Annotated in this window: 12 protein-coding genes; 8 read left to right on the top strand and 4 right to left on the bottom strand. The window is 66.2% G+C overall.

Annotated features, from left to right (window positions below):
- Nucleotides 1-95: 95 nt before the first annotated feature.
- The 3 genes from NL115_RS08530 to NL115_RS08520 all read left to right on the top strand — a co-directional run bounded on the left by NL115_RS08530 (nt 96) and on the right by NL115_RS08520 (nt 3,872).
- On the top strand, nt 96-956 hold the full coding sequence (locus NL115_RS08530) for an ABC transporter ATP-binding protein (protein WP_254832757.1): 861 nt from the start codon (nt 96-98) through the stop codon (nt 954-956).
- The gene (locus tag NL115_RS08525) at nt 953-3,340 is read left to right on the top strand and encodes a type II CAAX endopeptidase family protein (RefSeq protein ID WP_254832756.1); all 2,388 of its coding nucleotides are present in this window, start codon (nt 953-955) and stop codon (nt 3,338-3,340) included. The genes NL115_RS08530 and NL115_RS08525 overlap by 4 nt, the downstream gene beginning before the upstream one ends.
- 79 nt (nt 3,341-3,419) lie before the next feature.
- A complete protein-coding gene (locus tag NL115_RS08520) occupies nt 3,420-3,872 on the top strand; it encodes a DUF6141 family protein (RefSeq protein WP_254832755.1) in 453 nt (150 codons plus the stop codon).
- A 78-nt stretch (nt 3,873-3,950) separates the two neighbouring features.
- On the opposite strand, the gene NL115_RS08515 is transcribed toward NL115_RS08520, so the two are convergent.
- Nucleotides 3,951-4,637: a CPBP family intramembrane glutamic endopeptidase gene (locus tag NL115_RS08515; RefSeq protein ID WP_254832754.1), complete on the bottom strand. Its 687-nt coding sequence runs from the start codon at nt 4,635-4,637 to the stop codon at nt 3,951-3,953.
- Nucleotides 4,638-4,876: 239 nt separating this feature from the next.
- Here NL115_RS08515 and NL115_RS08510 point away from each other — a divergent pair, with 239 nt between their 5' ends.
- Entirely contained in the window at nt 4,877-5,485 is a 609-nt protein-coding gene (locus NL115_RS08510; RefSeq protein WP_254832753.1) for a PH domain-containing protein, read from the top strand.
- Between the two features lie 269 nt (nt 5,486-5,754).
- On the opposite strand, the gene NL115_RS08505 is transcribed toward NL115_RS08510, so the two are convergent.
- The gene (locus tag NL115_RS08505) at nt 5,755-6,669 is read right to left on the bottom strand and encodes a hypothetical protein (protein ID WP_254832752.1); all 915 of its coding nucleotides are present in this window, start codon (nt 6,667-6,669) and stop codon (nt 5,755-5,757) included.
- Nucleotides 6,670-7,649: 980 nt separating this feature from the next.
- Here NL115_RS08505 and NL115_RS08500 point away from each other — a divergent pair.
- From NL115_RS08500 to NL115_RS08490, 3 genes are all read left to right on the top strand, one after another.
- The gene (locus tag NL115_RS08500) at nt 7,650-8,885 is read left to right on the top strand and encodes an RNA-guided endonuclease InsQ/TnpB family protein (RefSeq protein WP_254832751.1); all 1,236 of its coding nucleotides are present in this window, start codon (nt 7,650-7,652) and stop codon (nt 8,883-8,885) included.
- A gap of 176 nt (nt 8,886-9,061) precedes the next feature.
- Complete coding sequence (locus tag NL115_RS08495) at nt 9,062-9,952, top strand: hypothetical protein (protein WP_254832750.1); 891 nt, start codon at nt 9,062-9,064, stop codon at nt 9,950-9,952.
- A 256-nt stretch (nt 9,953-10,208) separates the two neighbouring features.
- On the top strand, nt 10,209-10,451 hold the full coding sequence (locus tag NL115_RS08490) for a hypothetical protein (RefSeq protein WP_254832749.1): 243 nt from the start codon (nt 10,209-10,211) through the stop codon (nt 10,449-10,451).
- Between the two features lie 141 nt (nt 10,452-10,592).
- Here the strand turns inward: NL115_RS08490 and NL115_RS08485 are convergent, their stop codons facing one another.
- Complete coding sequence (locus tag NL115_RS08485; protein ID WP_254832748.1) at nt 10,593-11,357, bottom strand: nucleotide-binding protein; 765 nt, start codon at nt 11,355-11,357, stop codon at nt 10,593-10,595.
- Nucleotides 11,358-11,549: 192 nt separating this feature from the next.
- Between NL115_RS08485 and NL115_RS08480 the strand changes: the two genes are divergently transcribed.
- The gene (locus NL115_RS08480) at nt 11,550-11,693 is read left to right on the top strand and encodes a DUF7503 family protein (protein WP_254832747.1); all 144 of its coding nucleotides are present in this window, start codon (nt 11,550-11,552) and stop codon (nt 11,691-11,693) included.
- A gap of 1 nt (nt 11,694) precedes the next feature.
- Here the strand turns inward: NL115_RS08480 and NL115_RS08475 are convergent, their stop codons facing one another.
- Nucleotides 11,695-13,869, bottom strand: a complete 2,175-nt coding sequence (locus tag NL115_RS08475) for a hypothetical protein (RefSeq protein ID WP_254832746.1) — start codon at nt 13,867-13,869, stop codon at nt 11,695-11,697.
- Nucleotides 13,870-13,886: the final 17 nt, after the last annotated feature.

Genomic DNA, 13,886 nt, shown 5'->3' with positions numbered 1-13,886 from the left:
AAGCGGTGCGCGGCACTCCACGACGGCCGGCTCGTGTCTCTCACGGGGAGGGAATCAGCACCACCCGCTTTTTCCGCCCCTGACTATCCTACAGCATGAACGCCGAGTCCACCGCCACCGGGGGTCGCCCGTCCGAGGGGGACTCCCGGTGGGCCATCGAGACGCAGGGCCTGACGAAGCGCTTCGGCGACCACGTCGCCGTCGAGAATCTCGACCTGACCATCCCCCCGGGGCATGTCTACGGGTTCCTCGGCCCGAACGGGGCCGGGAAGACGACCACGATGCGGATGCTGACGACGCTGCTCCCGCCGACGGCCGGGACGGCGACCATCATGGGGACGCCGCTCACCGACCGGCGGGCAATCACCCGGTACCTCGGCTACCTGCCCGAGGAGCCGCCCGTGTACGACGAGTTGACGGGTCGCGAGCAGCTCTCCTACGCCGCCTTCCTCCAGGACATCCCGGAGGACGTGGCCGCCGACCGCATCGAGTCGCTGCTGGCTCGTCTGGACATGACCGACGCCGCCGACCGCCCCATCGGCACCTACTCGAAGGGGATGCGCCAGAAGATCGGTCTCATCCAGGCGCTGCTGCACGGGCCGGCGGTCATCTTCCTCGACGAGCCGACCAGCGGGCTCGACCCGCGGGCCGCGAGAACCGTCCTCGACGTGCTCGCCGACCTCGTCGACGAAGAGACCACGGTGTTCCTCTCGACACACATTCTGTCCGTGGTCGACGAACTGGCCGACACCATCGGCGTCCTCCACGAGGGCCGGCTGGTGGCGGAGGGGTCGCCGGTCGACCTGAAACGCCGCGCCGAAACCGGCGAGGAGCGCACGCTCGAACAGGCGTTCCTCGAGGTGACCGCCGACCACGAGGCCGAACCCGTCGCCGAGGAGGCATCCGACGGGGGCGCGGGGGCGTCCCGAGGTGACACCACGGAGCCGCGGCCATGAGCACCGCCGTCGGCGGTGGCGGCGGTGGCGGTGACGACGTGCACGACGGCCTCCGTCACGATGTGCGCCACGGCCTCGGTATCGCCCGCGTCGAAATCCGGCGCCACACCCGGAACTCGCTGGGAACCCGCAAGCAGCGACTCACGCTGCTCGGCGCGGTCGTCGTCTTCGCGCCGCTGTTCGTCCTCTGGTCCCGCGTCGCACACGAGGCGGGCCGGACGGCCGCCGGTGAGGGAGCGTTTGACATGGGCCTCCTCGGGACGCACCTCCTCTTGCTGGTCGCGGTCTTCGTCGTGATGGCGGCCATGCGGACGCTCCAGACGGGCCGGCCCGAGGGCGAGGCGTTCCTGCTGACGGCGACGAGCCCGCGGGCGGTGCTGCTGGGGCTGCTCACCGTCTCGACGGTCCAGCTGGTCGGGTTCGTGCTGCTCCCGACGCTCCTGTTCGCCGGCGCGTTCGCGCTCGGCGCCGGGGAACCGTCGGTCGTGCTGACGACCGTCCTCGCGGTTGTCCCGCTGTTCGTGGCGGTGGTGATGGCCGGGACCGTCGTCGGACAGCTGTTCATGCTGGGACTCCTGCAGAGCGAACTGCTCCGCCGGCTGAGTCAGGCCGCCGGCGTCGTCCTCCTGCTCGTACTGATGGGGCTGGGCTACGCCGTCACGGCGCCGGCGGCGCTCGCGTCCTCGCAACTCGCCGTCTTCTCGACCGTCGCGGCCCCGACGACCCACTACCTCTCGTTCGTCTTCGCCGGTACGTCGCTCGTCGCCCCGCCCGGACCCGTCGCGTACGCGGTCGGGGCCGCTCTCCTCGCGAGCATCCCGCTCCTGTTCGCGCTCGCCGCGCGGCTCGCCCCACGGCTCTGGTTCGCCGACACGACGCCGACGGGGATGCTGGGCCGGGACGCGGCTGCGGCGACTGAGGCCGCCGCCGCTGGGCACGGACACGCCGGACGGTCGTTCCCGCGCCGGACCACTCCGCCGGCGCTGGGTATCGCGCTGGGGCTGTGGACCCGGTGGGTTCGCGTCCCGACCCGCTTCTCGACACTGTTCCCGCTGGTCATCATGGCAGTGACGGCGGTGTTCGGCGTCGCGACCGCCCCCGAACTGGTGCCGCTGGCGGCCGGTGGCGTCCTCGCGTTCGCCGGCATCTACGTCGCCGGGGCGGTGTTCGGGCTGAACCCGCTGGGCGAGGCTGGTGAGATGCGGGTCCTCGAGGCGCTCGTGGCACGTCCGCCCCGGACGTTCGTCCGGGGCCACGCGCTGGCCGGCCTCCTCCTGGGCACGCCGCTCGCCGTGGTCGGCGCGATCGTCCTCGCCTGGGGGACGGGCGCCACGCTCGTATCGGCGGTCGTTCTGGTGGTGCTCGCTGTCGTCGCGGCCGCCGCGAGCGTGGGCCTCGGCCTCGGCCTCGGGACGACGCTCCCGTCGCTGGAGCGCCGGGAAACCTTCCGCGGCTACGCGGTCGCGACCCCGAGTCAGTGGGTGCTGCTCGGCCACATGTTCGGCGCGTTCGTCGTCGCCGCCGTCGCCACACTGGGTGGGGCGGGTGCCCTCCTGTCCGACCCGGGCCTCTCCGGTGACGCCCAGCTCCTCCTCACGACCGCGGTTCCGGTCGTCGCGGCGATCGTCCTGCTGGGCGTCGGCTACGGCGGCTACCGGCGGGCTGTCGCCCGGTTCGCATCGCCAGTCTACGGCGCCGACCCGGGCACCGAGCCGGCGGCGACGGCGCTCGACACCTCGTTCACCGACCGGCAACTTCGACGGGGACTGGTGTTACTCGCCGCGTTCGTCGGCCTGCGGGCGCTGCTCTGGGGCTCGCTGTGGGCCCAGCCCTCGCCCAGCCAGCCGCTCGAGTTCGCAATTCTCGTCCTCGGGACCACCCTCGTCGGGTCGGTCGGGCTGGTCTACCTCGGGTTCACCCGCTGGGTCGGTGTCGATGTCGTCGCGTGGTGGGTCGACCGCGACCACCTCGGACGGGACGTGCTCTGGGGGGTCGGCGGGTTCGTGCTCTCGTTCGCCGTCATCGCGGGGCTGACGCTCGGCATCGGGGCGGTCGCCGGCCCGCTCCCCGCGGCGCCGGTCAGCGAGGCCCCCTCGCTGACCGGGACGCTCCTGATGCTGCTGTTCGGCTTCGCCGTCGCCGCGTTCCAGGAGGAGACCCTGTTCCGTGGCTTCCTCCAGTCCGCCCTCGCCGAGCGCGTCGGCGCGTGGCCCGCGCTTGTGCTGCAGGCCGCTGCCTTCTCGGCCGCGCACGTCGGCTACTACCCGCTCTCGGCGTGGTTCCTGTTCGTCTCGGCCTTCGCGGGCGGACTGGTCTACGGCTGGCTCCGCCTGCGCCGGGGCCGACTCCTCGCGCCGGGTATCGCACACGGTCTGCTCGGCTGAGGGTCCCTGTTCGCCCGGATCGGGTCGGTCTTGCCGGGAGGCGAGAGGTTCTCAACCTCTTCCGTCCGAGTGTACTGGTGTGTCACGCGAGGGTGCCTTCCGCGAAGTGCAACGGTTCCGACAGTGGTGGCTCTGGGCCCTGCTGGGCCTCGTCGGGTTGGTAACTGTCGTCGGAAGTGGACCGCTCGGCCTGGTCCTCACTGGAGCCATCTGCGGGTTCATGTGGTCGCTCCGACTCGTCACCGAGGTCCGAGACGATGGCCTCTACATCCGGTTCGCCCCGCTCCACCGGTCGTTCAGGCGCGTCCCCTGGACCGCCACCGAGTCCGCAGAGGCGACGACGTATCGACCGCTCCGGGAGTACGGCGGGTGGGGAATCCGCTGGCGTCCGGGAGCGATTGCGTACAACGTGCGTGGCTCGCGCGGTGTGTTCCTGACGCGGTCCGACGACCGAGATGTGCTGCTCGGGAGCCAGCGTCCCGACGAATTGGCCACGGCGATTCGAGAGACCATGTCCGATGCGACTCGCTGAGAACGTACCCCGCGCCGTTTGATCCTCTTCACGAGGCTCGCATCAACCAAAATTCGGCATCAATCAAACCGTGGTGGTTCAGAGGAACGTCGGCAATACCAGTATCATGACCGAATTAATGACGGCGTGCGTCAGGATACAGGCGATGACGTTCCGGCTCCAGACGTATACCCCCACGAGTGCGAGGGCGAAGACTGCCTGTGGAATGGCACCGACGAGTCCCCAGGCCGGGTAGTGGACAGCGAGGAACACAACGAAGCTCGTGGCAGCCCCGATCCAGATACTTCCCGTGAGTTCGGTCAATCGCTCGATTGGGTAGCCTCGCCACAGTACCTCCTCGGTCACAACTGCCGTTCCGATAATCGCGAGCTTCACTGGCAGTGAGAGAGAACTAATCGTCGAGAGCGTCTCGGGCTGTTGCAGGTTGAGGGCTGCGACGGCGAGGCCTGTGGCCAGCAGCCCGAGCACGAGCGCCACGACACCAGCGCCTATGCCACCGATCACCTGGCGACGCGTTGGGCGCTCGAGACCGACCGACGCGAGTGGGCGGTCTTCCCAGTAGAGGACGAGCGCGAGCAAGCCTCCGACCAACACCCACATCGTCACTGAGTTCACCAGCAGCGATTCTGCCGCCGACGTTCCGAGTCGCTCTGCCAGGTCGAGTTGCCCCACGAGGGTGCTGCCGAAGAGCGCGACGACCAGCCCTACGATGATGGCGAGCGATACCCCGGGGCGAGATCGGGATTGTTTCGTGTCTGTTGACATCGGCAATCACTCAGCTGCCGATTCGTGGCCAGTGAGAATAAGTCCCGAAGAGGATTCCTGCGGACGGAGAACCGCCCGTATCGGTTATTGTTGGAGACCTCCTGGCAGTTCGTACCCACCGTGACCCCGTCTGTCTCGGAGGTGCCATCCGATCCGGCCTGGACCGGTCGATCGTTTCCCTTCTCGTATCCTGGGACGCAGGACGCTGCTTCAAGTCGCTGTGACGCCGTTCTACGGGTATGAGACCAGAACACGAGTGGTTCAAGCCGGAGAAGCTCACCCGCTACTTCTTCGCCATCGAGGCGCTCGTCCTCGTCCCCATCGTTACGGCCATCGGCGTGCTCGCCTACAGTGGCATCCTCTTCGAGATGAATCCGTGGGTCGTGTACGTCGGTGTCGGCCTGGTGGTCACCGCATTCGGCTTCGTCACGTGGTGGATTCCAGCGTTCTACCGGACGGCCGCGTACAGGCTCACGGACGACGAACTCGAGTACGAACGTGGTGTGTTCTTCCAGCAGAAGACGACGGTCCCGTACAACCGCATCACCAACGTCAACGCCAGTCAGGGTCCGCTCCAGCGTCTCGTCGGGGCCGGAGCCGTCGGCATCCACACCGCGGGATTCGGTGGCCAGACCGGTGCTGAGCTCACCATCGGCGGGGTTGCCGACTTCGCGGACATCAAGGATCAGATCCTCGACAAAGTCCGGCGGCGTCCACCGGAAGCGACGGAGGGGGGCGACACTCCGGGAGTGACGCCCAAGCGAACGACAACGGAGACCGAGGCCCCGGAGCTACTGGTCGAACTGCGACGAATCAGGGAACTCCTCGAACAGGGGCGGGGCACTTGACCAAGTGGCTGCCAGCTTCTTCAGAGTATTTCTCAGGACGGTTGCTGATGGCCTCCAGATGGAACTCGAGTCCATCGTTTATCCTAGTGGTTGGGTGATAATGATACATGAGCGAGTAGCAACCACCACTCCGACAGCAATCGGTGTCGGTGATCTTGCGCGACTTGCGCCCTGTATGCAGCACGGCCGTTGAGAACTGTCACCGATTGAGGGATTCAGCAAAGATCGAGTGCACGAATCGTGCTTCAGCCCCCGTCGGTATCAGCTGTCTACGGGAGGAGGTCAGTTAGGTCTGGCAAGTCGATGTCGAAGTCGAGATTCGGGAACTCGATGTCAGAGAGCAATCGTTCGATCGGTCCCTCGTTCTCCTGGGGGAGCGGTCCAAGCGCCCCACCGTGCTGGGGTTCCCTAGACACTACGATCTCCTGAATCTCCGCGTACGAATACGCCAGCTCCACATCGTAGTCCCACCGCTCGGCATCGCGTTGGAGGTCTTGGAGCTGTGCCCAGACGAATTCGATGGTATTCTCGGTGACGACCTCCCCGTAGATCGAGCCCCGAATGGCCCAGTGGAGCTCACTCATTAGCAGTGCGATACAGCCACGGCAGCCGTATTTGGCGAAGCGGAGGAACGTACGATTGGCGACGAACCGGGTGCCGCCCCACGCCATCTTGTAGGGTGCTCCGACGGTCCAGAGTGCGACCTCCAGTCCAAACGCCGCTGCTGCAAAGAGGAAGCTCATGACGGTCTCTGGTTTCGGGTCGGGTGGCTCGATGGCACAGGCGGCACTACAGAGGCTGTTGTAGCTCTCCACAAGCGGGATGTAGCGGGTGTAGTCACGGAGATCCCGCTCTCCGGTCTCGATCATCCCCTCGTCGATCGCGTTCGTGATGTCGTACGTGTTGAGGATGCGAACCCCGAACCGGAGTCGGCGGAGGATATCATCCGCGGAGCCGCTCCCGGCGACGACTGCATCGAGCGCCGTCTCGGAGACGGTGTTGCGAGCCGCACACAGCTCGGTTGCACAGCCGACGACGGCGTCGTTCCGCTCGGCCTTCGTGTCCGGAAGTGCCCCGAAGTAGCCCTCCGAGATATCGTCCGTGACCGGCGGCGCCGCAGTCGCGGCTCCCGGTCGGAGGGCCGGTATGCTTGCAGCGGCACGGAGGATGGCCCGCCGTTTCATGCTGGACCGCCTGTAGGGAGCTGGGGAGCGTGTGACAGGCGCCTCCCCAGTAGGTGTCTCGTCCCACTCGCACCTAAATCGTCGCCAACCGCGGCGGAAGTGGTTTCGACCGGAGCCCTGGCCGGCAATCTGCAGGTCCCCCCTAGTCAGTGGTCGCCCTCGAGCCGGCTCCAGGTTCGGGGCCACCAGACGCGGTGCCGCCTCTGGCCCCCCGTCGGTCGATTCCGATGCTGTAACTACAGAGGGCAGATCATCCGCAAGCGTGCCGCTATTGCTGCATGTATGTGTCCAGCGCCGGGGCGGCGTCGAAGCGAGCCACCTGCCACACGTGCGGGATGCTGGACCGGCAAGAAGGCGCCTGCTGCGCCGTATCTGGCATCCAGCGATACGATAACTATCATTCAAACATCATGTCTCGAAATGGACGTGAGTCGGGCAACGAGACAGGTATGTAGTCGTCTATAGCGCCGTATCTACTACCAAAATATTGGTCCAATTATGGGTTGGTCACGAGGAGTGCCCCCGACCGACAGTCGAGATCGGCGAGTCACGGCCTGACAGCGGTGTCGGGTCATACAGGCGGTGCTGCAGTCGCGAGTCGCGGGTCTGGAAAACCGCAAGACGGCGCGGGCGTGTAGTGGCTCCCAGCCGCCTCGGGGGTGGATTCAGGAGCGACTCGCCGTTCCAGGCTGCTGGTCACGAGCCAGCGCGGTCACATCGCTGTGGCGTCGGTTCGGCCTAGACGGGACAGAGAGAGCCGTTTCTTGGCGATCTTCAGACTGCACCCTCTGAGGGGGTTGGCGTTCGTAGGTCCGCTTGGGAGGCCACGCCACAGACTTCTACACATTGATATCTTGCGGATGAGGCCCTCTCTGTAGTCTGTCCCCCTACAACACTCCGAGCGCGAGGCGGGCCCACAGTAAGCAGGACCTCCACCCTCTTGCTGAGATTTAAGTACGAAACCGGGACCAACTGGGGGTGTGGCCGACGACTACATCCGCCGGACGGCGATCACGCGGCTGGCCGTCGAGGAGCAACAGCACCAGCTCCTCGAACGGACGGTCAGCGCGTGGAAGCGCGGATGTCAGCTGGCGGTCGAGAACGGCTGGCCGAACTGTACCAGCAAGCGGCGGCTGCAGTCCCGAGCCTACGAAACGATTCGAGACGAGACGGGGCTCGGAAGCCAGCACGCGATCCTCGCCACCCATCAGGCGGCCGAGGCGATCAGCGCGTGTGAGACTCGCGCGGAGAACGGTCGCACCGTATCGAAGCCCGAATTCAGCGCCCCGACGGTTCGATACGACTCGCGGACGATGACGCTGTTCGACGATGGGACCGTTTCGCTCGCAACGACGGCGAGCCGCGTCCGGTGTGACCTCGTGCTTCCCGAGGACGAAGACGGCTATCAGTACCAGTATCTCGACGACGATGATTGGGAGGTGACCGAAAGCACGCTCACGGTCAGAGACGGTGAGTGGTATCTACACCTCGGGTTCCGCCGGCAGAGGCCGGCGGCCGAACAGGAGGCTGCCGAGAACGGAACGGTTCTCGGAGTCGACCTCGGCATCGAGCAGCTCGCCGTGACAAGCACGGGCCGATTCTTCTCGGGTCGTGAACTGGAACACCGTCGCGAGGAGGTCACGGAGCGGCAACGCCGGCTACAGGAGACAGGGACCCGAAGTGCCTACCGGACGCTGACGCGGATACGGACGCGTAATCGACGGCGCACGATGCACGACTTGCACCGCGTCGCGAACGGCATCATCGAGGAAGCCCGAGAACACCACTGTACGGTCATCGCCTTCGAGGACCTGACAGGGATCACCGATCGACTACCCGGCGGAGATCGGTTTCATCGGTGGGCGTTCGACCGGCTGGTTACCTACGTGGAGTACAGGGCAGCGACTCACGGCATCCGCGTGCTGACCGTCGACCCTCGAAACACGAGTCAGCAGTGTTCACGAACCGACTGTGAGCACGTCGCCGAGGGCAACCGCCCGCGGCGCGACCGCTTTCACTGCCAAGCCTGTGGCTACGAGGTCCACGCAGATTACAACGCCGCGAAGAATATCGGTCTTCGAGCAGTCCGGTGTGGCCACACGCCGTCACACCGGCCGGGCGCCAGTCAATGTGCCCTGAAATCCGGAACGATTGCTCCCGACGATGGGTTCACTCCCCATCCGGAGGAGCGGGCGGAGCCGACCGTTCACGGATAAGTCCTTCCCGGACAGTTGATCAAGGTCCGTGGCGACCCATCCTTCCTGGAGTGCAGTTCGAGGAAGTCCGAAGCATAGGCACTGCCGAGGGGTGCTTGCTGCCGTGAGAAGCACCATCATCAGGTACATGGACGGGTCGGTCGTTCTGTCTACGATGTCGCCGCGGGGGCAACAAGATGACTGACGACCAACGGACGCTCGACTCGTCGTTCGGAAGCGCGAGCGACAGCGACGGGACTACCGGGACTACCTCGGGGGATGCTGCCGACGGCGATGGGTCCACGCCTCGAGAACGGGTGCTGGTCAAGCTAACGCGGAAGGCGGCGAAGACGGATCCCGAGTTGCTGGAGAAGCGGACGACCAGTAGCGGGTCGTTCAGCTATCCGTCCGTCGCTGAGGCGGAGGCCACGCTCGTCACGAACGACGAGGTGAAACTCCAATCCGCGGCCGCGAACGACGACCGATTCGACTACTACGTGGTCCGAACCCGGCCAGCCGAGTCCAGTCCCTCCGAACGAGAGCCGCCCGAAGAGGGGTGGACCTTCCAGGCGCGTGGCAACGAGGTCGGGGCACTCGCGCAGGCGCTGCTCACTGGTGTCGGCCGGCGGCCCGCACCGGTCGTCCACTACGCCTGTCAGGACCTCGGTGTGGAAGACGAACACCTGCGGTTTCGGCAAGGCAACTCGCTGGATCGGTTTGCGTCCATCGAGAGGCCCAAGGACCACTCCTGGGTCCCGGACGCGGTCTTCGCGGTCTACGACCGAACCGAGTCAGGAGGCACCGAACCGGAGCGCCAAGGCGAACGCGATACACGCGCGGCCGAACACCAGATGTCGTCAGGCGACCGCTCACACGAGCGTGATGAGCCGGCCCTTCGCCGGGTCTACCCGATCGAGGTCAAGCACGGCAGTGCGAGCTTCGGGCGGAGTCAACGACAGGCGATGAACGAGCTGACCGCGCTCGATGACGAGCGTGTCGTCCCACTCCTGATCCGGGTGACGCTCGATGACCTCCCCCAGAACTACGACGTTCGAATTCAGGCCGGGCCATTCGGAGACAGCACGTAGACCACCTGGACGTATCCCACAGGAGGTCCGCGATAGCGCGGTCCCACCGGTGTTCTATCAGTACGACGGACCGAGAAGTCGGCGAAGTGACACAGTTGAACCTCGCGAGAAGTAGTCGATTCCTGAACCGCGGCGGTACGCAGAGCGCCGATCGAATGTGTACTGGCCACGAGTCGTGAGGAGACCGGAGGATGGATCGACGATGCAGTGATCTCGACTCGGCGATACTTTTGACAGACTGGCCGTACCCAGTCGTATGGACGCCATCGGTGCCAGCCTCATTCGCCTCGATGACTGGTTGTTCCATCTGTCGAACGTTCTCGCTGGCGTCGCCGCCCTCGTCGCTGCCTTCCTGTACGTACCACCGGGGTCGGTTTCGCTCGACCTGCTCGTGGCGCGCGTCGATCTGTTCTACCTCCTTGCACCGCTCTCGGTAGCATACGCCTGCTGGAGTTGTATTGGGCTGTACCGATGGTATGGCCGGGATGACGTGACGTAAGCCCCCCGGAGGAACGGATTCGCTGGCCGGACTCTTTCCGGATCACAGGAGGTACGGGTCGATTGCGGGATATGGTCTCTCGATTCCGCAGTTCAGCTCCATCAAGAGTAGAGGAATTCACAGAACCCACCGAGTAGCTCTTCACGGCCGCTGCGGCTGGATTGCACTCACCGCGTGCTGTGCAATCGCCTCGGCCTCGCTGTCCCGAATCGTGAGCCGGTCGGCAGCCGTGCGATATGCCTGAGCAACAAGCGACTCAGGTGCGTGCGCGAGGAGCGGTACGTTCTGCTCTGCTGCTTCGGTCACGACCGTACTCTCGGGAATCGCGCCGAGGACCGGGACGTCAAAATATCGTTCGGCACGCTCGACGAGCTCGTCGTCGACCGAGCCATCGGCTTTGGTGAACAGCACGCCCGCGACGTCGGTGCCGTAGGCGGTCGCGTACTCGCCGACCTTCAGGCCGTCCGAGAGGGCGGGGATGGTGGGCTCGAGGACGACGACGGTGCGGTCGGCCAGCACGACGGGGAGGACGGCGCTCTTCGAGCCCAGTGTGGCCGGCGAGTCCAGCAGGAGCACGTCGGTGTCGCGGGCGAGGGTGGCGACGGTCTCACGGAGCCGGGTCGGGTCGGCCGCCTCGAAGGCCGCTAGCGACGTGCCACAGGGGACGACCCGCATCCCGAAGCGGTCGTACGTCGCCGCGTCGACCGGGGCCGTCCCCAGCAACACGTCGTGGAGGGTCGTGTCGGCGTCCCGGAGCCCGGCGTGGAACAGCAGGTTCGCCATCCCGGTGTCGGCGTCGACGACCGTCACGTCGTACTCTTCGGCCAGCGCCATGCCCAGCGCGAGCGTCGTCGTCGTCTTGCCAGTTCCCCCCTTGCCACTCGCGACTGCGACCGCCTCGACCATTACGCTCGATTGCAGCGGTTCCGCTGATAAAATTTTGGCGCGCGACGGTGCTTCGACAGTCCGCGTCAAGTGTTCACGTGCCAAAAACTAAGTTGGCTCCATACTCGTGGTAGTGCAAACCCTTATTGCACATCGGAATTGTCGGGTTCTTTTAGTTAATTTCAATACAAATAGCGATAAGATTAGGTTGCGATGAACACTGAAGATGCGGAGAAAACGGTCGCAACGTACCTCAAGGAGCACCCGCGGATGTCCGGCGTCCTGTTCACGCTGCTGCTGCTGCTGAGTCAGTCGGGGAGCGCAGTGGCCTCCGGAGTCAGCGGTTCCGGCCCGTAACTCAGAGTTCTTCTACGTCCAGCGTATCGCTCCAGACCAGTTCACCGTCGAGACGAACCGGGAGGGGCTGGTAGCTGAAGAAGTCGGTCACGTCAGTCGTCGACAGCCGGTAGCTATCGATTTCGCCCGAGGAGAGATAGTACGTGTTCTCGGCCTGATCCAGGAGCGGCATGAACTCCGTTCCGATACCGTGTGCCGGGGTGGGGAAGCCGTGGATGGTGAGTTCGAGATCCGCCTCGTTCGAGACGGTCAGATCGCACAGCAGCGCCGTCCCGGCGTTGGATTGGACGACCGCCAGACTCCCGTCACCGACCACGATGTACTGTTCGCCGATAGGATGGTGGTCACGCGCAACGTCGAGCGCGGCCCGGAACGGGTACCCGTGCTCCAGGAGTCGCGCCATCGTGCGGCCGAGTTCGACCGCACCGGCGTTCGTGACGTCCGTGTGGCTCCCGACGCCGACGATGGCGCCGGCATCGATGAGTCCCCGCGCTTGCTGATACGAACGGCAAGCGTTGAGGAAGAACGTGTCCACGCCGGTCTCGTCCAGTCCCGCGCAGTCGAGTTTCCCGTCCTGGCAGACCAGCCCGTCCGGTTCAGCGTGGCCGATGTAGTGGAGGAAGTCGTGGTCCTGAGCGAGCAGCTGGGCCAGTTCGTCGGTCGAGAGGTCGTACCTGAGTTCCACGTCGAACGGGAGCCGGTCGCGCTGGCCATAGACCGCCTCCACGTCCGTCTCCTCGTCCATCGCCGCGTCGTTACAGACGACCGTGATGTCGATCTCCCCGTCGCCGGCCTCGCGTCCGATCCGGTTTCGATATGCTGTCAGGACCGCCTCGCTCGCTCCGAACGGGATACCGTCGCCGACCCACACCTGTTCGAGGGTGTCGGCCGGCTCCGGGCTGACGAACGAGAGGTCGTCCGTGCCGGCGCTCGCCGCGGTCCCGCCTCCGCCCGGCGAGGAACTCCGGGTGAAACTGTCGGTGCGGGGGCCGCGGGTGAACTCCCCGGGCGAGGCCCGGGTCGACCCGCCGCCGGACAGGAACGACGAGACCGCCGCCGCCTGTTCCGACGCCGCTTCGTCGCTCTCCTCGCTGGGCGAGCGGGGCGTCCGCACCAGCGCGAGGTCGTTCACGAGGAACGGGAGCGTCTCGATGGAGGTGGCCGTGGGCCGGGCGGTCGCCGCCACCTTCCACCGCGGCAGGTGGGGCTCGATGACCCGGTAGGGGACCGAGAGGTACTCCTGGACGCGGTCGGCGTGGTCGGCGTGGTAGAGCGCCTCGAAGTCGACATCTAGCTGGCCCTTCACGGCCTCGCGCTCGTCGAGGCGGCGGCCGTGGCCGTACGCACCGTCGTAGCGGGTGAGACAATCCATGAAGAACAGCGTCTTGAGCGTACGCTCGACGGTACGCTCGAAGCCACCGGGCCCGTCGAGCGGGTACGAGGCTCCGTCGGTCACGATGCGTGGTTCGTCGGCGACCCGGACCTCGGCCCCGAGGTAGTACGCCAGCGGCGCCGCGACCAGCGCGGCCTCCGTCGTCTCGGGGAGTTCGAGCCACACGTCGGTCGCGACGGGAGCGAGTCCGCACGTGTCCAGTTCGTCACCGAGTTCGACCGCGGGCGGGTGCCCGCGGAGGCTCGGATAGGAGCGTTCGGGCATCGTGGTCCCGAGCGCGGCGCCGAACGTCGAGACGGTCGCCAGCAGGTCCGCCGGGTCCGCCGTCGTGGTCACCGTCGTCGCCGGGCGGGTCCGGCGCGAGCGCGCACCGACGAGGACATCGGTGTCGTCGCCGAAGTCGATGCGTGTCTCGGCGAAGTCCGCCTCGATGGAGACCCCCGACTCGACCTGCAGGTAGCACTTGATGGGTGTCAGCAGTTCGAGCGTGTACCGGGCGGCGTCGAGCGTGGCCTGTTCGAGATGTTCGACGCTGGCCACCAGCGCGCCGTCCGGCGAACGGACGTAGACATTGGTCGCGGTCGGGAGCCGAACGGCCGACGTCCGGACCGCCGTCGCGGTGTCGACGGGGTAGGCGAACCGGTCGCCCGACGTCGGCACCGGCTCGACGGGGGCCGGCGTGTCCAGCTGGTACTGGTGGTTGTCCACCGGGTCGAGGACCCGGAGCCCGGGCTCCTCGGTCGCCGCCGCGAACGAGACGCCAGGGGAGCCGTTGCCTGTCATGATGGGTTCGTCGTCGC

Source organism: Haloglomus salinum, assembly GCF_024298825.1.
Lineage (GTDB): Archaea > Halobacteriota > Halobacteria > Halobacteriales > Haloarculaceae > Haloglomus > Haloglomus salinum.
The sequence above is the reverse complement of the archived record's forward strand: the minus strand, read 5'-3'. Positions and strand labels throughout refer to the sequence as shown.

Excerpts from the sequence above, each read along its gene's own strand:
- NL115_RS08490 (WP_254832749.1), top strand. The coding sequence starts at position 10,209 with ATGGACGCCATCGGTGCCAGCCTCATTCGCCTCGATGACTGGTTGTTC.
- NL115_RS08530 (WP_254832757.1), top strand. The coding sequence starts at position 96 with ATGAACGCCGAGTCCACCGCCACCGGGGGTCGCCCGTCCGAGGGGGAC.
- NL115_RS08505 (WP_254832752.1), bottom strand. The coding sequence starts at position 6,669 with ATGAAACGGCGGGCCATCCTCCGTGCCGCTGCAAGCATACCGGCCCTC.
- NL115_RS08510 (WP_254832753.1), top strand. The coding sequence starts at position 4,877 with ATGAGACCAGAACACGAGTGGTTCAAGCCGGAGAAGCTCACCCGCTAC.
- NL115_RS08480 (WP_254832747.1), top strand. The coding sequence starts at position 11,550 with ATGAACACTGAAGATGCGGAGAAAACGGTCGCAACGTACCTCAAGGAG.
- NL115_RS08515 (WP_254832754.1), bottom strand. The coding sequence starts at position 4,637 with ATGTCAACAGACACGAAACAATCCCGATCTCGCCCCGGGGTATCGCTC.
- NL115_RS08485 (WP_254832748.1), bottom strand. The coding sequence starts at position 11,357 with ATGGTCGAGGCGGTCGCAGTCGCGAGTGGCAAGGGGGGAACTGGCAAG.
- NL115_RS08525 (WP_254832756.1), top strand. The coding sequence starts at position 953 with ATGAGCACCGCCGTCGGCGGTGGCGGCGGTGGCGGTGACGACGTGCAC.
- NL115_RS08495 (WP_254832750.1), top strand. The coding sequence starts at position 9,062 with ATGACTGACGACCAACGGACGCTCGACTCGTCGTTCGGAAGCGCGAGC.
- NL115_RS08475 (WP_254832746.1), bottom strand. The coding sequence starts at position 13,869 with ATGACAGGCAACGGCTCCCCTGGCGTCTCGTTCGCGGCGGCGACCGAG.